This window comes from Methylobacterium sp. OAE515 (assembly GCF_041806315.1).
Lineage (GTDB): Bacteria > Pseudomonadota > Alphaproteobacteria > Rhizobiales > Beijerinckiaceae > Methylobacterium > Methylobacterium tardum.
In genome coordinates, this window is record NZ_JBGMUV010000001.1 from 6074616 (window position 1) to 6094576 (window position 19961).

The 19961-nt window shown below is 67.4% G+C and carries 16 protein-coding genes; 9 read left to right on the forward strand and 7 right to left on the reverse strand.

Annotated features, from left to right (window positions below; genetic code table 11):
* Positions 1 to 2: 2 nt before the first annotated feature.
* Both ABIE45_RS29585 and ABIE45_RS29590 read right to left on the reverse strand, forming a co-directional pair.
* A complete protein-coding gene (locus ABIE45_RS29585) occupies positions 3 to 1442 on the reverse strand; it encodes a DUF1800 domain-containing protein (protein WP_192707938.1) in 1440 nt (479 codons plus the stop codon).
* Positions 1439 to 2653: a glycosyltransferase family 4 protein gene (locus tag ABIE45_RS29590; protein WP_192707937.1), complete on the reverse strand. Its 1215-nt coding sequence runs from the start codon at positions 2651 to 2653 to the stop codon at positions 1439 to 1441. The genes ABIE45_RS29585 and ABIE45_RS29590 overlap by 4 nt, the downstream gene beginning before the upstream one ends.
* Positions 2654 to 3056: 403 nt before the next feature.
* Here ABIE45_RS29590 and ABIE45_RS29595 point away from each other — a divergent pair, with 403 nt between their 5' ends.
* The 9 genes from ABIE45_RS29595 (at position 3057) to ABIE45_RS29635 (ending at position 14476) form a co-directional block, all read left to right on the forward strand.
* Complete coding sequence (locus tag ABIE45_RS29595; protein ID WP_192707936.1) at positions 3057 to 4664, forward strand: GMC oxidoreductase; 1608 nt, start codon at positions 3057 to 3059, stop codon at positions 4662 to 4664.
* A gap of 172 nt (positions 4665 to 4836) precedes the next feature.
* Positions 4837 to 6042, forward strand: coding sequence for a glycosyltransferase (locus tag ABIE45_RS29600; protein WP_192707935.1), 1206 nt, complete (start codon positions 4837 to 4839; stop codon positions 6040 to 6042).
* Positions 6039 to 6992 carry a glycosyltransferase family 2 protein gene (locus ABIE45_RS29605; RefSeq protein ID WP_192707934.1) on the forward strand — a complete coding sequence of 318 codons (954 nt, stop codon included), beginning with the start codon at positions 6039 to 6041 and terminating at the stop codon, positions 6990 to 6992. Before ABIE45_RS29600 ends, ABIE45_RS29605 begins: the two co-directional genes overlap by 4 nt.
* A gap of 4 nt (positions 6993 to 6996) precedes the next feature.
* Positions 6997 to 8166, forward strand: coding sequence for a glycosyltransferase (locus ABIE45_RS29610; RefSeq protein WP_192707933.1), 1170 nt, complete (start codon positions 6997 to 6999; stop codon positions 8164 to 8166).
* A complete protein-coding gene (locus ABIE45_RS29615) occupies positions 8153 to 9715 on the forward strand; it encodes an oligosaccharide flippase family protein (protein ID WP_192707932.1) in 1563 nt (520 codons plus the stop codon). The genes ABIE45_RS29610 and ABIE45_RS29615 overlap by 14 nt, the downstream gene beginning before the upstream one ends.
* A 248-nt stretch (positions 9716 to 9963) precedes the next feature.
* Positions 9964 to 10743, forward strand: coding sequence for a winged helix-turn-helix domain-containing protein (locus ABIE45_RS29620; RefSeq protein WP_373622803.1), 780 nt, complete (start codon positions 9964 to 9966; stop codon positions 10741 to 10743).
* A 268-nt stretch (positions 10744 to 11011) separates the two neighbouring features.
* Positions 11012 to 11743, forward strand: coding sequence for a hypothetical protein (locus ABIE45_RS29625; protein WP_192707931.1), 732 nt, complete (start codon positions 11012 to 11014; stop codon positions 11741 to 11743).
* Positions 11744 to 12130: 387 nt separating this feature from the next.
* The gene (locus ABIE45_RS29630; RefSeq protein ID WP_192707930.1) at positions 12131 to 13663 is read left to right on the forward strand and encodes an exopolysaccharide biosynthesis polyprenyl glycosylphosphotransferase; all 1533 of its coding nucleotides are present in this window, start codon (positions 12131 to 12133) and stop codon (positions 13661 to 13663) included.
* 612 nt (positions 13664 to 14275) lie between these two features.
* A complete protein-coding gene (locus tag ABIE45_RS29635; protein ID WP_192707929.1) occupies positions 14276 to 14476 on the forward strand; it encodes a hypothetical protein in 201 nt (66 codons plus the stop codon).
* Between the two features lie 134 nt (positions 14477 to 14610).
* Here ABIE45_RS29635 and ABIE45_RS29640 read toward each other — a convergent pair whose 3' ends face one another.
* From ABIE45_RS29640 to ABIE45_RS29660, 5 genes are all read right to left on the reverse strand, one after another.
* Positions 14611 to 15057 (reverse strand): GtrA family protein, encoded by a 447-nt coding sequence (locus ABIE45_RS29640; RefSeq protein WP_192707928.1) that lies wholly within the window; start codon positions 15055 to 15057, stop codon positions 14611 to 14613.
* A gap of 91 nt (positions 15058 to 15148) precedes the next feature.
* Positions 15149 to 16471 (reverse strand): acyltransferase, encoded by a 1323-nt coding sequence (locus ABIE45_RS29645; RefSeq protein WP_192707927.1) that lies wholly within the window; start codon positions 16469 to 16471, stop codon positions 15149 to 15151.
* Positions 16468 to 17823 carry a hypothetical protein gene (locus ABIE45_RS29650; RefSeq protein WP_192707926.1) on the reverse strand — a complete coding sequence of 452 codons (1356 nt, stop codon included), beginning with the start codon at positions 17821 to 17823 and terminating at the stop codon, positions 16468 to 16470. The genes ABIE45_RS29645 and ABIE45_RS29650 overlap by 4 nt, the downstream gene beginning before the upstream one ends.
* Entirely contained in the window at positions 17823 to 18566 is a 744-nt protein-coding gene (locus ABIE45_RS29655) for an SDR family oxidoreductase (protein WP_192707925.1), read from the reverse strand. Before ABIE45_RS29655 ends, ABIE45_RS29650 begins: the two co-directional genes overlap by 1 nt.
* Before the next feature lie 67 nt (positions 18567 to 18633).
* Entirely contained in the window at positions 18634 to 19956 is a 1323-nt protein-coding gene (locus ABIE45_RS29660) for an FAD-binding oxidoreductase (RefSeq protein WP_192707924.1), read from the reverse strand.
* Positions 19957 to 19961: the final 5 nt, after the last annotated feature.

The window sequence follows — 19961 nt, forward strand, 5'->3', positions numbered from 1 at the left end:
GGTCATCTCCGCTGGAATTCGGGTGACAGGAGCAGGACGGCGATGGCTTCCCGTCGGTTCGGGGCGGCACGCAGGCCCTCGCTCGTCTCGCGGGTCAAAGCGGGGCCGAGGATCGCGGCCGCGAGCTCCCCGACATCCCGATCCGTCCGCTCGTGCTCGGCCACCACGGAGGCGGCCTCGAACCGGGCCCGGAAGTTGGCGGGCGAGAGCCAGGCGGCCTCCGTATCGGGGAAACCGTTCGGGCCCGGCACGTCCCAGACCCTCTGGGCGAGGCTGCGCAGGATCAGGGTGAAGCCCTCCGCCGAGAGCGGCACGCCGGTGGCGCGCAGGGCCGCCGCCAGGAATTCCTGGGGCGTGCGCAGCTTCACCCGCTCGCCCCAGGCGAGATCGGACTCCACCAGCGCGCGCGTGACGGCGCCGAGATCCCCGTCGGTCCGCCGGTAGGTTTCGGCGAGCGCCTGGACGAGGGCCTCCGGCGGCTGGTCGGCGACGAAATGACGGCAGAGCTTGAACGCGACGAAGCGGGCAGTCGCGGGCTTGCGGGCCAGTTCGTCGAGGGCGTCCAGCGCCTCCTGCGCGCCGGCTTCGGGGTAGGTGCGACCCAGCAGCACCTTGGCGCCGGGCTCGTGCGCGGCGGCGTTGAACACGAAGCTGCCGGCAACGGCTCCCTTGCGGGTATCGCCGGTCGTCCAGCCGGTGAGCATGCGCGCGAGGTTCTCGACATCGCGCTGCCCGTAGCCGCCGTCCACGCCCAGCGTGTGCAGCTCCAGGATCTCACGGGCGAGGTTCTCGTTGAGACCTGCCCGGCCTGCGCCGGACGGCGAGCGCCCGGCTGGGGAATTGGGGCCGATCGAATTGCTGTTGTCGAGATAGGTCAACATCGCGAAGTGCCGGGTCGAGGCCTTCAGCATGTCGGCGAAGCGACCCAGTACGTGCGGTCGCACCACCTCCCGCTCGAAGGCCCCCGCGGTGATGCGCTGCCAGCCGCTCTTGGCGACGCCCACCGCGAAGTGGTTCGACCAGAACCAGACGAGCCGTTCGGTCAGGCCGATGGTCGGTTTCGGCAGGATCGCGAGGCGTGCCTCGACCTCCTTGTCGTAGAAGCGCCCCTCCGGAAGGCGGAAGACGCCGGGCGGCAATTCGGGCGGTGATGGAGGCGCGGCGTTCGCACGTCCGTTGAGGGCCATGCCGGACGCCGGCATTTCGGCCATGGCCATGGCGGGCCGGCGCGCGGTTGTGGAGGCGAGGTATTGCTCCCAGCGCATCTTGTGGGTGACGAGTTCGGCGAGGCTGGGCATGCCCTCAGGCATCGCGGCGCCACCGGCGAGCTCGGCCGCCACCCGGGCCCGCGGGTCGTCGGCGATCGCGTCGAGGTCGCCCGGACGGGCGCCGAGCCCGAACCGATGCAGCGCGATGCAGGCGGCCTGCGCGCGGGCGGTCATCGGCCAACAGGCGCCGGGACGCCGGCCTCGGCGCTGCCGATGTCGCGGCCGCGTGCAGGAGGCGCCCTGTTCAACTGGTCATCGGCCATCTCGCGATAGAGGCGCAGATATGCCTCGGCCACGACATTGATCGCGTGCTTCTCGCACACGCGCTGTCGCGCCTCGGCGCTCATGGCAGCCCACTGCGCCGCATCGAGGGCGCCGGCGGTCACGAGTCCCTCCAGGATCGCGTCGCGGGTGTTGTCCGCCAGCATCACACCCGACTGCCTGGGGACGACGAGGTCTCCGACGCCGCTGACATCGGTGATGACCGGCACGGCACCGTACGCCATGGCTTCGAGCAGGGTGTTCGACATGCCCTCGGAATCGGAAGGCAGGATCATGAAGGCCGCGCCCCCGTAGATGGCGTCGCGATCGTCGGTGACGCCCATGAAGCGCACCGAGGGAAGACCGGCGGCCTGCTCGATCAGACGGTTCTTCTCCGGGCCGCTCCCGAAGATGCGCAGGGTCGCGGGGCGGTCGGCGGAGAAGATCCGGAAGGCCTCGATCAGCCGATCGACGCGCTTCTCCTGCGCGAGCCGGCCGGCATAGACGAACACGCATGCGCCATCCGGAGCGCGGTAGGCCGCCCCCGGCTCCATCGGGCACTCGACCCCGTTCGGCACCCGCGCCACCCGGTCAGCGGGTATCCCGAGAGCGGCGAGGTCCCCCGCGATGTCACTGCTGTTGGCCACGAAGATGAGCCGCGAGCGGCGCGCGAGGGCGACCACGAGCTTGCCGAAGGGCAGCTTCTGCGCCGGCAGCCGGCGCAACTCCATATGTTCGCCCCCGCGCCCGAGCTTGGCCGAGAGCAGCTTCCCGAACAGTCGTCCGGCAACCAAGCCCGGCCACGCATGCAGGCGCAGGTGCTGGATCGCGATGACGTCGTAGGAGCGGCGATGGCGGGCGAGCCAGAGGAAGGCGCGAAACCAGAAATGCAGCATCGAGAAGACGTAACGACCGCCCAGGGAAGGATCGCTGCGCATCGGAAGGCGGACCACCCGACCCTCGGGTTGGTCGTCGGTTCCGGCCGCCTGCGCCTGGAGGGTTGGTGTGAGGATCGTGATCGCCGCGCCGCGGTCGCGTAGGGAGCGGGCGAGGATGCGCGTCTGACGCTCGGCACCGCCGAAGCTGTCCGGGTAGTAGGTCGGCATCAGGAATACGATGCGCATGGAGCGGTTCGTCCCTTTCGCGATGGAGGGCGCACAGACGGTTCGCTGGCTCCGTGGGACGAAATTAGATCGGCCGCGAGGCCCTATGCTTGACAAAGGTCAAGGCGCGGGGCTGCAACACCTGAAAAGCAGCGTACAATCGTGACCGATATTGAGGCCGCCCATTTTGGCGCACGAGCGCAGACGCGTCGCCACCTTGGACTTAATTTGCTATGTGACCGGCTTTTTCTCCAAACATCGCACCGGAAAGACGGAACACTTCTTTCTCATTCACTGCGATGACCGATCCTTGGACAGCTCGCGCGCAGGCAATGTCGTGCAGAACTGAATTTGTGCCAAATTCCTGGCTGGCATGACTGTTGCAAGGCATCTACTTACGTAGCGCCTCGGGGGAGGTCAGGCAGTGACGGTGTTCAACCTGTCAGATGCCGATGGCGCGTGCCTGCGGCGGGAGGTTGATGTCTGCATCGTCGGCGGCGGGATGGCCGGGCTTGCCGCCGCCCATCGCCTGGGTGCGGTCCCCGGGCTCCGGGCCTGTGTGCTGGAGAGTGGCGGCCACGCCCGGGACGAGCACCTGGAAGCCCTCAACGACGTCGAGGATCCGAAAGGCCGCTATGCCGGGGCGCGGGCGAGCCGTGTCCGCCTGATCGGAGGCGCCTCGACGCTCTGGGGCGGCCGGCTCCTGCCCCTGACCGCACACGACCTCGGCGCCCGCGATTACGCCTCGATCGAGCCGTGGCCGATCAATCCCGAGGAACTGGATGCCCATACGTCCTCGGTCGAAACGCTGTTCGATCTCGATCACCACCCGTTCGAATCGACGGACCTGGCGCGGGTCTGGCCGAAGTTCGGCCTCTATCCGCGGCATGCGGGCGTGAGCTGTCGATTCGCGAAGTTTCCGACCTTCCGCAACCGGAACATCGCCACGGCTCTACGGCGCTCGGTCCTGGCCGGAGCACGGGTCACCGTCTACCTCAACGCCACCGTCCACGATTTCGGCCTGGATGCTGAGGCCGGACGGCTCCGCGAGGTCGTTGCCCGGGCTCCCAACGGGGCGAGCCTGCGGGTCGCGGCCCGGTATTTCATCTTCGCGGCAGGCACCATCGAGACGACCCGGCTCGCTCTCCTGCTGGACCGGGTCTCGCACCAGCGCGCCTTCGCAGGATGCGGGGCGCTCGGCCATTACTTCAACGATCATCTCAAGGTGGCGGTCGGCCGAGTCTTTCCGATCGACGCCTGCGCGACCAATCGGCTTCTCGGCTACCACGTCGTCGGAGCGACCCGGCGGAACCTTCATTTCGAGCTGAGCGCGCAGGCGCAGCGCCAGCACGCGATCCCGAGCGCCTATATCGACTTCCGGCTCGCGATGCCCGAGCGGTCGATCTACAGCGCTCTGCGCGACCTGGGTCGGCGCATCCAGGGCAAGGCGCCGCCTCATCGCGACCGGCAGCTCCTGCGGGAGGCACTGGACGTCGAGACTCTGTACCGGCTCCTGTTCTGGCGCCTGCGGCACCGCCAGCTCTATCTGTCGGACACGATCAGCATCACGGCCGAGATGCGGATCGAGCAGGCCCCGAGCGCGGCGCACCGGGTGACCCTGTCGGACCGCCGCGATGCGTTCGGCACACCCCAGGTGCGGCTGGACTGGTCTCCGACGGAAGCCGATCGCCGGACGTTCCTCGCGGCCTTGCGGCATTTCAAGGCGTTCTGGTCGCAATCCGGGCTGACGGCGGTGAGCCCGATTGCGTGGGAGCCGGACGACGAGGCATCGGGCGACCGATTCCTGAACAGGGCGCAGGATGCCTCGCATCCCGCCGGCTCGACCCGGATGGGGCTCGACCCGACACGCTCGGTGGTCGACCCCGCGCTGCGCTGTCACGGGGTCCCGAATCTGTTCCTCGTCAGCGCCTCGGTGTTCCCCGGTGCGGGTAGCGCGAACCCGACCCTGACCATCCTGCAGCTCGCCCACCGCTGCGCCGACCGGATCGCCGGCGAGATCCGTCCGGCCTGACGTCACCATCCGTTTGCAGGATGTGTTCGGCCGGATCTCAAGGCATAGATCGACGAGAATTTGCCATCGTATTCAGAGCTAAAAAGCATAGATTGTATGACTAAAATCAACTGTCCGTGAGTCATCCAGCCTAGCCTGCCGCCATCTTGTTCCGATCTGGTGGGAGCGGCCGATGGTCGAGACTGGTCTGAAGATCGCCCATGTCATCACGCGCATGATTCGCGGCGGTGCAGACGAGAATACGATGCTCTCCTGCAACGCTTTCGCCGAGCGGGGCCACGACGTGACCCTCCTGTGCGGCGGCGAGATTGAGGAGGAGATGCTGGCCCGGGCCCATCCGCGCGTGACCACGATCCGCATTCCGAGCCTGATCCGGCCCATCCATCCGATCGCCGACGCTGCGGCCCTGATCGCCCTGCGCCGTCACCTCCAGGCACTGCGCCCGGACATCATCCACACCCACACCAGCAAGGCCGGCATCCTCGGGCGCGCAGCGGCGGTCCGGATGCGATCCAGCGCGGTGATCCACGGCATCCATATCCTGCCCTTCGTGAATGTCGGCGCCGCCCAGCGCACCATCTATCTCGGGCTGGAGCGCGCCCTCGCCCGGGCCACCGACCAGTTCGTCAGCGTCAGCGCGGGCATGCGCGACATCGCCGTCGCCCACGGGCTCGGCGGCGCCGACCGGCACCACGTGGTGGCCAGCGGCATGGACATCGCCGCGTTCCAGAGATTGGCGGCCCGTGGTCAAGCCCCCGCCCCCGGCAACGACAACCGAGCGTTCAAGGTGCTCTACCTCGCGAATTACGAGGCGCGGAAGCAGCATGCCCGCCTCATCGACGAGATCGCCGCGCAGGCGGCACGCTTTCCCGATACGACCTTCCTCCTCGCCGGGCAGGGCCGCGAGCAGAGTGCGCTGCAGGACATGGTCCAGCGCCGCGGCCTCTCGCAGAAGGTCAAGATCCTGGGCTACGTGGAGGCGACCAGCGAGCTGATCGCCTCGGCCGACCTGTGCCTCTACTGCTCCGAGCGCGAGGGACTTCCGCGGGCCGTCGTGCAGTACTGCGCCACGGGCCGTCCAGTCGTGGCCTTTCACTTGCCCGGGATCGAGGCCGTGATCCGGCACGGCCATAACGGCTATCTCTGTCCGCAGGGCGATTTCATCGACCTCTTCGCCCGGATCCGCGGCCTGCTCGACGACGCGACGGCGCGGGCGCGCATGGCGGAAAACGCAGCCGCTATCGACCTCAGCGAATGGGGCGCCGAGCGGATGTACCACCGGCTGAACGAGATCTACCGCAGCGCGCTCCGTGCCAAGCGCAACGCGGCCAGCGTCACGGTCCTGCCGACCGGCCTCGACGTCCGGAGCGCTTCGTGAACGCCGCCGGTCCCGGCAGCGTCGCCGTCATCCTGACTTGCTACAACGAGGGCGCCTGGATCGAGCAGGCGGTCTCGAGCGTGCTCGCGCAGACCGCCGCCGACGCAATCCGCGAAATCGTCGTCGCGGATGACGGATCGGACGCCGCCACCGTCGCGGTGCTGGAGCGCCTCCGCGGGCTCGATGCCCGCATCACGGTGCTGCGTCACGGGGGGTACGGAACCTCTCGCAACCGCAACGCCGCGGTCCGCCACTGCAGCGCCCCTCTGATCGCCTTCCTCGACGCCGACGACCTCTGGATGCCGGGCAAGCTCGCCGCGCAGCTTCAAGCGCTCGCGGAGCACCCCGAAACCGGGCTCGTCTACACGGGCTTCTGCCTGTTCCAGAACCATGCCCCGGACGCGCTCACGCCCGTGCGCGTTCTCGATCACACGAATTCGCGTGATCTCGCGCTCAGCTACTTCTTGAGCGATCCGCCGGTGATTCCCTCATCGGTCCTCCTCAGGCGCTCCGTCTTCGAACTCGCCGGCGGCTTCGATGAGAGCCTGCGCGTGTTCGAGGATACCGAGTTCTTCGGCCGCCTCGCCCGCATCACGCGGTATCGCGCCCTCGTCGATCCACACCACGTCCACAAGCGGAATCACGGCTCGAGCATCACCAATAAGCGCCAGGACCTGATGATGCATCACGCCTTCGTGGCGTTCTATTTGGCCCGGGCCGAACCGCGGCTGCTGGCCCACATCCCGCGTCGCCTCTCCGAGCGCGCGCGCAAGCTCGGGAACCTGGAGGCGCGGGACGGGCGCCCAGACAGCGCGAGCCGCTTCTACGGGCTCGCCCTCGCCTTGCGGCCCGTCTCGGCCCTGGCCTGGATCAGCCTGGCCATGCTGAAGCTGCGCGTGACCGGCCTTGTCTATCACCTGCGCACGTCCATGGGCTCAACCAAGGTGTAGGACGATGTCGCCGTGCCGTGTTCTGTACGTCATCAACGGGTTCAACAAGGGCGGCGCCGAGATCGGCCTTCAGACCATGCTGGAGCATGGCTTTCTCAGAGGCTGCGACGTCCGCGTCATCGGTCTGCATGAGGGCGCGCCCGAGCTGCGGGCGGCGATCGGGCGACTCGTCGGGCCGGAAAACCTCGTCGTCGCCTCGTACGGACCCAAACTGACGCTCGCCGGCCTCTGGCGCGGCTTCCGGACCCTGCGGGCGACGCTTCGTACCTTCCGGCCGCACACCGTGGTGCTGTCGCTCCGGCAGACCAACATCGTCGGGCGCCTCGCGCTCCTCGACCACCGCGCGATCCGCTGTATCGCCTTCGAGCACATCGCGAAGCTGGAGGCCGGACGGCTGACGACCCTCTACGCGGCCCTGCTGTGGCTGCTCTCCCCGCGCGTCGATGAGGTCTGGGCCGATTGCCGCGTCACCCTGGAGGGGGCGCGGCGCTATCATCGCGGTCGCCCCCGGGAGCGGGTGGTGCCCTTGTTCGTCGCGGATCCGCAGGCACCGCGCAAGACGGATTACCGGCTCGGCACGCCCGCGCGGATCGTGACCGCCGGGCGGCTCATTCCGCGCAAGCGGGTGGACGTGCTGCTGCAAGCCCTGACCCGGCTCCGCCGGGACGGCCACGACTGCACCCTGACGATCTTCGGCGACGGTCCGGACCGTCCGCGGCTGATGCAGCTGGCGGAGTCGCTCGGCCTCGGCGCGAGCGTCACCTTCACGGGCTTCCGACCCCGCTGGTACGATACGGCGCGGGAGCACGATCTGTGTGTGCATCTGAGCGATGAGGAAGGGTTCTGCATCGTCGTGGCCGAAGCGATGATGGTCGGGCTGCCGGTCATCGCGAGTCCCGTCGGCGGCGTGCTCGAATATGCCCGCGACGGCCTCGACGCGATCCACGCGCCGGCGCCGCCGAAGCCGGACGATGTCGCCCGGCAGATCTCGGGCCTGCTCGCGGATGCCAGGCGGCGCCGCGCGCTGGGCGACGCGGCGGCCGAGCGGATCGCCGATACCTACGGCACGGTGGCGGCCGTCGCCGTCTACGACTCGCTCACGCGCACGCTCGCGCAGAGCGCGGCCGGGCCCACCGCGTCCGGGCTGTTCGGGGGACACCATGGCCGAGCCTGAGCCCCGATCCGCGACGGGGCCCGCCGCACGGTCCTTCGTCCATGCCGGCGTGTCGTCACGCGGCGTCCTGCGCGGAGTGGGCTGGCTCGCCGCCGCGCGCCTGCTCGGCATGATGCTGTCCCTCGTATCGACGGCGGTCCTCGCGCGGATCCTGTCGCCAGCGGATTTCGGTGTGATGATTCTCGTCGCGGTCATCGCCAACCTCGCCGCGCAGGTGGTCGAGGGCGGCGTCGCGGTGCCACTCGTGCAGCGGTCCCAGATCTCGACGGCCCACGTCCATATGGCCCTCCTCCTGGCGACCGGCGTCGCCCTCATCCTCTCCGCGGGCCTCGTGGCGATCGCGCAGGTCGGGCAGGCGCTGGCGGGCCGAGAGATCATCCCCGCCATGGTGGTGGTCTTCGCCTCGCTCACGATGCCGTTCCGCGCCTGGATCTCGGTCCTGTCAGCGATCCTCCAGCGCGAGGGACGATTCCGCGTCAACACGATCATCGCCCTTCAGAGCAACCTGTTCGGCAACGTGCTGCCCGCCCTCGCCCTGGCCTGGGCCGGCTTCCAGATCCAGGCCCTGCTGGTCGGACTCCTCGCGGCGAGCATCCTGGAAGCGGCCCTGACGGCGCGCGCCGCCCGTATCCCCAGGTTTCGTCGGCCTCCGCTCGCGGCCGCCCGGGACCTGGCGAAGGCGAGCTACGCCGGCACGGTCATGCAGGTCATCAACTGGGCGGCCCTGAGCAGTCCCAACTTTCTCGTCGGGACACTGTTCGGCGCGCATGCGCTCGGTCTGTTCTCGCGCGGCGCCACCCTGGTCAATCTCGCCAAGGACGTGCTCGGATCGAGTCTGTCCCGCGTGCTCCTCCCGACGTTCGCGGCGATGGCCGACGAGCCCAACCGCCAGGTCGAGGCCTTCTCGCGCGCGATGGCCGCGAGCCTGCCGGTCTTCGCAATCGCCAGCGTCGCCCTCGTCCTCCACGCCGAGGCGGCCGTCCGGATCCTCCTGGGACCGGACTGGGGGCAATCGATCCCGGTGCTTCAGCTTCTCGCCCTGGGGCTGCTCCCGCGGATCAGCTACAAGATTTCGGATTCCCTGCTGATGGCGAAAGGCGAATTCTGGCCCGTCGCCGGACGGCAGCTCTTCTACCTGATGAGCATCGTCGGACTATCCCTGTGCGTCACAACGCTCGGCCTCAACGGTGTGGCCGGGGCGGTGACTGCGGCGACAACGCTTTACTACTGTCTGTCGCTAAGGGCTGTTTCAAGCCGTCTGCACCTGTCCGGACCTCAGATCTTGCGGATGCATGCGACGGCTGCAGCCTGGGCAAGCTCGGCCGCGGGCCTCGACATGCTGCTGAGCTGGGCCACGCGTCCACTTGGCTTCTGGCCGTCGCAGGTCACAGGAGGTGCGGGATTGGCTCTCGCCTGCATCATCCTGTTCTTCGCAACGCCGCGTCGGGCCCTCGGGACCGACATGGCAGCCCTGCGGACGCGGGTGTGCGACCACCTCGCGTCGAAGCTCCGTTCCGTCCGCCAGCGGCCGATGCCGTCGGCGGGCTGAGGAGGACTACGGGTCTGGAACCGGCACGTTGGGGGACGTCAAATCAATCCAGCGGTTTCCAGAATTGAAACAAACGCCGTGGCGACAGAGCCCGTCAGCGCATTGATTGACATCTTGCAGACGGAATCTCACATATGATGCTATTAACCGACGAATACACGTGCTATTTAGACTCCCATAGCGAGATGTGCCTCGCCTGCGTCGGGAGACGTTGGTTGCTGCGAAGCGTGTTGCCTGGAGCACACCGCGTGCTGATCGTCGATCCCGACGAGGAGAGTCGCTCGGCTCTGGCGCGGCAACTCGCGCTGGAGGGGTTCAGCGTCCGAGACACGAGCGGGGCGGCCGGCATGCACCAGTGCCTGGCCCATGACGGGATCGACCTCATCCTCCTCGACCTCGTACTGCCCGACATCGACGGATTGCAGCTCGCACGCGAGGTCAGAAGCCTGTCCTGGAAGGTCGGGCTGATCATGATGGCAAGCCGCACGGACGTCATCGACCGCATCGTCGGACTGGAGATCGGTGCGGACGACTACATCCTGAAGCCATTCCATATCCGTGAGCTCGTCGCCCGGATGAAGAGCATCCTGCGACGCATTCAGCCCACGATGCCCGCCAGCAGCACGGGCGAGCAGGTCTTCTCCTTCGATGGGTGGCAGTTTAATCCGAGTCGGCGCAAGCTCACCTCGCCCCTGGGCCATGACATCGTCCTGACCTCCGGCGAGTATGAGCTGCTGAAAGTCTTCGTCGAGCATCCAGGGCAAGTCCTGACCCGCAATCAGCTTATGGATCTCACGCGCGGGCGCGAGTGGAACGGTCTCGACCGGGTTGTGGATGCTCAGATCGTCCGACTGCGCAAGAAGATTGAGATCGATCCGAAGAACCCGCAGCTGATCAAATCAGTCCGAGGCGCGGGCTATGTCTTCGCCTCCCGTCTCTCCTACGCGAGCGCGCGCACCTGTGCCGTGCCGGCCATGGAAAGAGACCATATCCTCTACCGGCAGACCGAAAAGTCACAGCCGTGCTGAGTCGGGCGATCCTGGCGGCGTGTTCTGCCAGGTCGGATCCGCATTCCCTTCTCCGCGCCGCCGGTCTGGCGAGGGCCGCAGCACCGAACCTTGGCGCGATTCTTCGACCCATCGAAACGGTCAGCGCGAAGCGCGATCAATCCAGCCCTCGAGCCGACCTCGGATGATCTGAGATTGGCTTGCGGCTCCGTCCTGTCGTTCGTCCGCGCCCGTCCGCTCCGATCGACAGTCTTCCCGACGACTGGGGCTCAGGGGGCCGCCGAGGGCGATGCGTCTGGTCGTTTACCTCCTGATCGTGCTCCTCGGCGGCGGGATCGTGGGCGCCGTCCTCCTGGCCGATCCCGCCCAGGTCGAGATCGCGCCCGAACCTGCCTCGCCCGAGCAGCCGGAACCCAACCCGTCGACCTGTGAGGCGGCCCGTGGACCGTCCATCCAGCCATCCGACGTCGGCGAGTTCGATATCGGGGGCCTCAAGCTCGGCATGAGCTTGGAGGACACGCAGCACATCATGGAGTGCGCCCACGCCACGGAGCGCAACGTCTCCTTGAAGGAATGCGCCGCCGACGTGATCGCCTACGAGCAACAATGGCGGGAAGCGCGCAAACGGGGGGTGGTCAACACACGGGCGGTGGAGCGGAATTGCATCGGCTCGCTCAACTGGCGCGAGCAGGAACGCCGCGTCAATGTCAACTTCGTCGAAGATCTTCCCGATCATCCGGGGCGGATGCTCATCTACCAAGTGTCTACCGAGCAGGATGGGGCGGTCAACGACGCCTCCCTGCAGATTTTCCGGAAGGCCCTGATCGGCAAGTACGGCCCACCGACATCGGACAGCAAGACCGATCTAGTCTGGGGGAAATATCCGGATCCGCAGCTGCGATTCTTTCCTTATGCGCAGTACTACCTGGATCTGGTACATAGAGGCGCCAAGGTGGAGCGCGACCGCATCATGCTCAAATTCGTGAGCGATTCAGCGCCGACGGTTGAGCCGCGGCTCTGACCTTCGAAGCCCGAAGCCAAGCTTCAGCATGGATCAATGCCAACGCCGCTGGAGGCTCGCAATAGCTTGAGATTTGTCAATCCATCGATCTAAATTCGCCCTAAACTTCTGTCGAGAGTTGATGAGATAGGTCTAAAACACCTTATGTCACTGCTCGATCAAGATTTTTGCCGCTGAGGGGATCGCGTCGGTCATCGGACCGGCCGTGCCTCGGCGCCTTCGGCCTGTCGCGCGCAGACCCGCGTTCCTGCCTTCGGCGAGAGGAATTCGCCGACGGCGCGAGCGCGGCCATGGCGCCTGCTCCGCGCGACTGCAGCGCAATCTCTCCCGGGGGCGTCGTGCGACGTCCCTATCAAGGATCGATCTCGATCGCCGTTGGAGACGCTTATGGCGAGCCTGCAGGCCGAAACGACATTCCCGAGGACCGGACTCGCCGGCGCGGCTCTTCCAGGAGCGGGGCTTGGCAGCCGTACGGCCGAGGGCCTCACGACGGCCGCCGCCAAAGCGCGGATCCCGCGCCTTCGCCTTCTGTCGAAGGACCTCCTCGTCATCCTGGCAGCCATCGACCTCCTGCTGGTCAGCGGCAGCGCCTTTCTGGGCGCGATCGGCTATCAGTTCGCGCTGGCGGGTCAGTTGCGCGACATCGAGATCTATATCGCCGTGTCGCTCGGCCTCGCGGCCGCGACCGTCGTGGCAATGGTCTTCGACGGGGGCTACAGCGTCGAGCAGCAGGGCGACGAGGGCAAGCTCACCCGCAAGGCCTTCTTCAGCTTCAACAGCGCCTTCTCGGTCGTCGTCTGCCTCCTCTTCCTGACGCACGTCACCGATTTCTACTCGCGTGGCAGCTTGTTCACGCAATATGCTGCCGGCTGCGGCGGGTTGCTCCTCGGACGAGCCGCGGCCGCACGGCTGATCGAGGCCGCCGTCCGGACCGGCTACCTGGAGGCCCAGCGCATCGGCCTGATCGGCACCGCTCAGGCGATCGCCGCTTTCAGGATCAAGCAGCCCGATCGGATGGCCGTCCGGTTCACGGCCTTCGAGTTGCCCGACTGGGCGGTCTGCCCATCCGGCGTCGCAGACGAGGATGAACTGCGCGGCATCGTCGTGGACAGGATCGCCGCCCTGCGCGGGGCCGCCGTCGAAGAAGTGGTCATCCTCTTGCCGGAACAGGCACGCGACCTGATCCACCACATCGTGCGCGGCTGTACCCATCTGCCGGTGGGGCTCAATCTCCTCCTTGATCAGGAACTCTACGATCCGCAGACGATCGAAGTCCGGCGGTTCGGCTGGAACAGCGCGGTCAAGCTCTGTCGACCGCCGCTTTCCGCCTTGGATCAGGTGGCGAAGCGCATGTTCGACATCGTCACCGCTCTCGCCGGCCTCGTGACCCTCGCGCCGCTGATGATCCTCGTCGCCGTGGCCATCAAGATGGACACCAAAGGTCCGGTGTTCTTCCGGCAGAAGCGCCACGGGTACAATCAGCGGCCGTTCCGGATCACCAAGTTCCGCACCATGAACACCTTGGACGATGGGCCGGTCATCCGTCAGGCCACGGTCAACGACAGTCGCATCACCAGGGTGGGCGCGATCCTGCGTCGGACGAACCTCGACGAGTTACCGCAATTGTTCGATGTGCTGCGCGGAGACATGTCCCTGGTGGGGCCTCGTCCACACGCCCTGGCCCACGACTGGGAATACGAGAGCAAGATCCCGGCCTATGCGCGCCGCCACAACATCAAGCCGGGCCTCACAGGATGGGCCCAGATCCACGGACTTCGCGGCGAGACGGACACCGACGACAAGATGCGGGCGCGCGTCGAGCACGATCTATACTACATCGATCATTGGTCGTTACTTCTCGATGTCCGCATCATCCTGACGACCGTCTTCTCGTCGCGCGCCTACCGGAATGCGCGCTAGGTCCGCGGCCGTTCGGATTGCGACACGCTGTGCGAGCGAGGTGCGTGCTGGCGAACGGCGACGGCGAGCGTCTGTCCCATCCCTGGCCTCATCCTGAGGCGCCGGAGCACAGCAGAGGCCTCGAAGGCGGGCTCCAGAAATCGCGCGACTGGCTGGAGGGCGCCCTCGAGGCGGCTTCGCCGTATCTCAGGACGAGGATGCGGAGGGGATGATCCGGTCCCACCGAGATCCTACCACGCGCACGCTTCGCGACTGCCTGCCCAAGCAGGTCCGGTTCTCCGGCTGACGGTCGATCTCCGGATCCTGACGCACGCGACCGCGCCGGTGCGCGTCTCGACCTCTTGCGCATCGGCTGGACATCCCGCCTCCACCAGCCACCCGCGCCGGCACGCGCAACCGCTGGTCGAGCCCACGGGAACCCACAACGGACGCTGCGCATCCGCCTGCGTCATTGTCACCGCATCGTGTAAATCTTCCGGCGCAGGCTTGACTGTATCTTCCATCCGCCCGGTGACTGATAGACCGTCCAGAGTGGCGGCTCGGCCGACGGTTTCATGCACCGTCCGGTCACCCTGATGAGGTCGGATGATGAGAGAAGCGACGTTTCGCGAGATGGCAGACTGGATCAGCGCCCTCGAAGCGAATGACGAGCGCCGCCTCCAGCCGATCGTGCACATGGCCAGCGGCAAGACCTTCGCCTGCGCCCGTCTCGGGCTCAGCGGACATCGCGTCACGCTCCACCTTGCAGATGGAAAGCGGATCCGCGCCGACGTGGAATCCGTCGAAGCCATCGAGGTCCCACACGTCGATTAGGTGGACGCGGCGCGCTGAGCCCGCGGCCGGATGCACTGCTGCGTCAGGACGGCGTTCCGCGTCCCTCTCGGTTCATTGAGTGGAAGGCGGCGCCCGCTTCGCTGAGCGTCGGGCCAAACCTCACTTTGGTTGCTTCAGATCGGCGCGCCCGACGCGGTGCTCCTCAATGTCGGTTTGAAAACGAAATATCCGTCGAGAATGAATTTGGTTGTATACCCACAAATCAACACCAGAGTACCTGTAACGTAGTAAAGCGCGCATTCGCCGTACTTATAATATACAAGACCCTGCGACGTCAGATACAGGCCCGTCATGAGCACGCTGGTCCCCAGATAAAGGGCCATGACCCAGATCTCCTGCGCCGCACCGGCCGAGGTGTGATAGAAGATGTAGTTCCGGTCGAGCAGGTACTTTGCGCCGAATCCCGCCCCCGTTCCGGCGATCAGCGCCACATAGATGGCCCCGGCTCCCGGCACCGTCCGGAGCATGCAGAATTGCATCAGCCAGTTGATCGCGATCGAGAGCAGCGCGAACCCCGCGTAGCGCAGCATCAGGGATATGCGATCGAGGGGCATCTGCATTTCCTCTCCGGCTCTCAAGGTGCGCGGCGCGTCCGAACTCCGCGGGCGCTGGCGGCGTCCGGCATCAGGGCGAGACGAGCCGGATGCCCGATCACAGGTAGGAGCGGGCATCTTCAGCGCGCCGAGGGCGGCCATGGCCGACAAAGGCGGTCAGGCGCCGCGACCGCGGCATCCGAAAAGCCCAGGCGTCGAACCGCTTCTGCCAGGGTCGCTCCACGAAGTGATACGTCCCGGTGGCGACGCCGATGACGGCGGCGATGTAACAGAGCGCGACGAGATCACCCATCCAGAGTGGCCCGACGGCCAGCACGTCGACGGGACGACCCGCGACGTCCATGCCGATGCGCAACTTTCGATGCAGAATTTGTTCAAGGACCCGCGATCCACCGTTGATGCCGGTGATGATCACGAAATGAACCAGGTAGATCGAGTAGGAAATCTTCCCGAGGTATTGGAAGCCCCCCGTGCAGAGCACGCGCGAGACCTGGCCCTCTTCGAAGGCGAAGACGATGATGGTGCCGGCAAACAGCATGGGAAGAACGATGACCAGTTCGTGCAGCCACGCAAACTCGAAGGCGAGACCGATCAGGAGGAGCGCGACGATCTCGAGATAGGCCCAGGGCAGGCGGACACGGCTCCGAATGTAACGGAACGCGCCGTACGCGGCGACGCCGAGGAAGAAGTTGCAGACGCAGATCGGAAAGGCGGCCCGCAGCCACGCGGCGCCCTGCACCTGCAGGAGGAAGGCCGCGACCCCACCGGCGGTCAGCGCGATGGCGAGAGCCACAAGGCTCAGGCGGCCGTAGACCCGGAAGCAGATCCAGCCGAACAGCAGATACGTGAAGAACTCGGCGCTGATGCTCCAGCTCGGCACATTCCAGGTTGGCATCGGGAAGGTGCCAAGACCGTGGAGCAGGAACGTGTTCAGGATCAGCGCGTGCAATCCGGTTTCGCCGACGAAGGCGCCTGCACCGGCGCGCAGATCGGCGAAGCGCAGCGCCGACCATTTGATGACCTCGTAGGCGACGAGGAGGCCCAGCGTGAACGCGTGGAGGGGCCAGAGGCGACCGACGCGCCGGACGATGAATGCCGCCAGCGAGATCCGGTCACGGAGCGAGCCTGCATAGGCGTGCGCGAGCACGAAGCCGCTGAGCACGAAGAAGAACTCAACGAAATATCCCCCGTTTCGAACAAGCGAGACGTCGTAGAACGTGCCGAGGACGCTCAGGTGATACAGGCAGACCACGAGGGCGGCCGTGCCTCTCCAGCCGTCCAGGGCCGCGAAACGCAGATCGGCACCCGCGTCGACACGTTGATCCGGACGAGGCGCGGTGAGACCGTCCTGCGCGCCGGGCTGTCGTGTGGCGGCCTCTCGCTGGCCGGCGCCCGGGTCGTCAGACCATGTTTGCGTCACGCGCCGGGCCTCCCGTCGCCGAGCGCGGCTGGGCGTGCGCGTCCGCTCTCGCCCAGCCGCATGAGGCCGCCATAGGCGCCGATGAGCAGCACGATCACGAAGTGTCGAACGAGTCCCTGTGTCAGCACCATCGGAATGAGGAGCACGCCGCACAAAGCGAGGAACGAGAGCGCGCCGGGGCGGCGCAGCTCGGTCCGGCCGGCGGCGAACATGCCGACGAGCCCCAGGGCGACCAACACCGCGTAGGCCGCACGATCGACGCCGGCGGAGACCAAGCACCCGTAGCGGCCATCATCCAGGCAGGCGTCGCCGGACAGCAGACCGACGACGCGCTCGCCCAGGCGCTTGAGCGCGCCCGCCGGGTCCGCCCGGATCTCGTCGAGGGCAATCGCCTTGAAGATCCGACGCTTGTTCTCGTCGTGCAGCCACTGCTCGTAGCGGTTGTCGGGCACCACGCGCGGCTTCGGATAGGCGACCCGGTCCCCGGCGGCGTACCGGCGCTCCATCTCGGCGAAGAGCAGGTCGTCGGCGACCCCGCGGGGATGGCTGTTCAGGTACGGATTGTTGTTGCGGGCGAGATTCTCCTCGGCGGTCGTGGCGAACAACACCACGCCGGTGTGCAGGCTGTTCTGGACGACGAAATAGGGCCCCGCGACGGTCAGGAAGGCGGCGACGAACACCCAGCGCCGGCGGAGATCGAGGAATGCGAGCACCGACAGGTACGCGGCACAGAGCGCGAAGACGGCGTGTGTGAGGCAGGTCAGACCGGTGATCGCACCGAGTGCCGCGTAGCGCAGCGGCGGCGCCGGATCGGGCCTGGCGGAATCGAACAGGCGCCCGCGCACGAGTGTGTGGCACGCGAGGCCGACCAGAAGGATCGCCAGGTTCTCCGGCCGGATCTGGAAATAGGTCGTGGTCCCCACCAGGAAGCAGGCCGGCACGACGAGCGAGAGCAGCCGCAAGCGCAGATCGTCGATGCTCCGCGTGAAGAATGCGAAGCCCGAGAACACCAAGGCGACGTTGACCAGCCGCAGCCCGGGCACGCCGAGGCCGGTCACAGCCTCGAGGGCGCCCATCAGGGCCGGGTAGAGCGGCGGCCAGATGCCGCCGCCATAGGCGGAGGCAATCAGGTCGGAGCCCAATTCGCCCCGCCAGATCCGGGCGAAGATCATCGTCCGGCGCAGATGCTCGGTCTCGTCCGAGTAGGTCACCACGCTCGACAGGATCCCGTCCCGTGCGAGGAGCGCGAGGGCGGCCGAGAAGATCAGCCCGAGCAGGACCAAGTCCGCCTCGCGCCATCCACGCCCGGCGCGGGCCATTTCGGGGACCGGAAGCGTCGACGAGGTGCCCATCAGAACTTCAGCCGCATGAAGAGGGGTTCGGGCAGCAGGCGGATCGGCAGCATGATCCAGCGCCAGCGGCCGAGGGTGTAGATCACCGAGCGGCGACCGAGATGGGCGCGGACGATCTCCTGGGCGACCTGCGCGGGCGAGGCCGTGAGCACCGCTGGCAGCTTCATGCCGCTCGTCATCCGGGTATCGACGAAGCCCGGCTTCACCGTCAGCACGTGGATGCCGCGCGCCCGCAGCCGGGCGCGCAGGCCCGACAGGAACGCGCTGAACCCGGCCTTGGCCGAGCCGTACAGGTAGTTGGAGGCGCGCCCGCGATCCCCGGCGACGGAGCTGACGCCGATGATCGTGCCGGATCCCCGCCCCAGCATCCGGTTGGCCAGGGCCGAGAGGATGAGCGCCGGGGCCACGTAATTCGTCGTCATCACGGCCTCGGCGAGCGCCGCGTCGCTCTCCGAGCGCTCCTGCTCGCCGAGCAGCCCCGCCACCGAGATCACGGTCGCGGGCACGACCGGCAGCGCGTCGAGGAACCGCGCGCGGCTGTCTGCGTCCAGGAGATCGAGGGCGATGGATCGCGCGCTCACGCCGTAGCGGTTCTGAAGATCGAGGAGGTCGGCGTCGAGCCGGTCGGGCTGGCGCGCCGCCAGGATCAGGGCCGCGCCGCGCTTGGCGTATTCGTGCGCCAGGGCGAGACCGATATCGGAGGTCGCGCCGACGATCAGGACCGGGGACAGGTCCGCGCTCATGCCGGTGCTCCCGGATGCTGGCGTTGAGACCCGGTATCGGGCGGAGCAAGGTCGGCGATCATCGGTGTCATAGCCCGAGCCTCTCTGACTGAACGGATCGAAACCGCCGCCGTGGGTCGTAGCGGTCGCGCGTGCGGGAGAATTCATCGAGGCGCGGGTAGCCGTCGCGCAGGAGCCCGGCCCCGCCGCGGGCGTCCTTGGCCAGGTAGAGGCGCCCGCCATGGGCCGCCACGACCTCGTCGAGCTCGGTAAGCAGGCTGAAATTGCCGGCCGTCGCCTGGAAATCCAGCGCCAGGGTGTAGCCCCGGAGCGGGAACGAGAGCGGCCCGCGCGCCTCCTCCCCGCACAACTTCAGCACCGCCAGGAACGAGCCGGTGCCGCGGGCGGCGATCATCGTGAGCAGTTCGCGCAGGGCCTCGGTGCAGGAGGCCAGAGGCAGCACGCATTGGTGCTGCACGAACCCCTGCCGCCCGTAGATCCGGTTCCAGTGCAGGAGCGCGTCGAGCGGGTAGAAGAACGTCTGGTACGAGACCAGGGCTTGGCCCGTCTTCGTGCGCCGGTAGTAGACCGCATTGAGCGCGCCCATGCTGTAGCGGTTCAGGGCGAAGCTCGGCGGTGAGGCCGGGACTGTCCGGCTCCGGACGGGCGCCGTGCCGTAGGCGCGGCCGCCGCGATCCGGTGGCAGGTCGCCCAGGGTGGCGTGCTCGCCCCGGTAGACAACGCCGCGGCCGAGGGCAGGCCCGCGAGCGAGGCAGTCGATCCAGGCGACCGAGTAGGTTGACTCGGAGGCGTCTTCCAGCGCGTGCAGTGTCTCCGACAGGTTTTGCGTCCGTGTCGTGTCCTGGACGACGAGGTCGGTCTCCACCGGCCGGAGCCGGAAGGTGGCGCGCAGGATCACGCCGGTGAGGCCCATGCCCCCTTGCGTCGCGGCGAAGAGGTCGGGGTTCTCGTTGTCGCTGCAGCGCACCACCGAGCCGTCGGCCAGGGCGAGGTCGATGGAGATCACGTGACGGCCAAAAGTCCCGTCGCAGTGATGATTCTTGCCGTGAACGTCGCTGGCGATGGCGCCTCCCACGGTGACGAAGCGCGTGCCGGGCGTGACCCAGGGGAACCAGCCTCGGGGCAGGAACACCTCGATCAGCTCGTCCAGCGTCGTGCCGGCCTCGCAGGTGACCACGCCGGAACTCGGATCGAAGGAGGCGATGCGGTTCAGCCGCGTGACCACCACGGTGGCGGCGCGGTTGAGCGCGGCGTCGCCGTAGGACCGGCCCGCGCCGCGGGCGATCAGGGTCGAGCGCGCGCCGATCGTGTCCATGACCTGTTCGGTATCCCGAGGACGCAGGACGGCGCAGTCCACGCGCGGGTAGTTGCCCCAGCCGGACAGCATCATCACAA

Bases quoted from the DNA above. Each gene is read 5' to 3' on its own strand.
- ABIE45_RS29600 (WP_192707935.1), top strand. From the start codon at position 4,837: ATGGTCGAGACTGGTCTGAAGATCGCCCATGTCATCACGCGCATGATT.
- ABIE45_RS29640 (WP_192707928.1), bottom strand. From the start codon at position 15,057: ATGCAGATGCCCCTCGATCGCATATCCCTGATGCTGCGCTACGCGGGG.
- ABIE45_RS29590 (WP_192707937.1), bottom strand. From the start codon at position 2,653: ATGCGCATCGTATTCCTGATGCCGACCTACTACCCGGACAGCTTCGGC.
- ABIE45_RS29660 (WP_192707924.1), bottom strand. From the start codon at position 19,956: ATGATGCTGTCCGGCTGGGGCAACTACCCGCGCGTGGACTGCGCCGTC.
- ABIE45_RS29630 (WP_192707930.1), top strand. From the start codon at position 12,131: ATGGCGAGCCTGCAGGCCGAAACGACATTCCCGAGGACCGGACTCGCC.
- ABIE45_RS29650 (WP_192707926.1), bottom strand. From the start codon at position 17,823: ATGGGCACCTCGTCGACGCTTCCGGTCCCCGAAATGGCCCGCGCCGGG.
- ABIE45_RS29615 (WP_192707932.1), top strand. From the start codon at position 8,153: ATGGCCGAGCCTGAGCCCCGATCCGCGACGGGGCCCGCCGCACGGTCC.
- ABIE45_RS29610 (WP_192707933.1), top strand. From the start codon at position 6,997: ATGTCGCCGTGCCGTGTTCTGTACGTCATCAACGGGTTCAACAAGGGC.
- ABIE45_RS29635 (WP_192707929.1), top strand. From the start codon at position 14,276: ATGGCAGACTGGATCAGCGCCCTCGAAGCGAATGACGAGCGCCGCCTC.
- ABIE45_RS29655 (WP_192707925.1), bottom strand. From the start codon at position 18,566: ATGAGCGCGGACCTGTCCCCGGTCCTGATCGTCGGCGCGACCTCCGAT.
- ABIE45_RS29625 (WP_192707931.1), top strand. From the start codon at position 11,012: ATGCGTCTGGTCGTTTACCTCCTGATCGTGCTCCTCGGCGGCGGGATC.
- ABIE45_RS29585 (WP_192707938.1), bottom strand. From the start codon at position 1,442: ATGACCGCCCGCGCGCAGGCCGCCTGCATCGCGCTGCATCGGTTCGGG.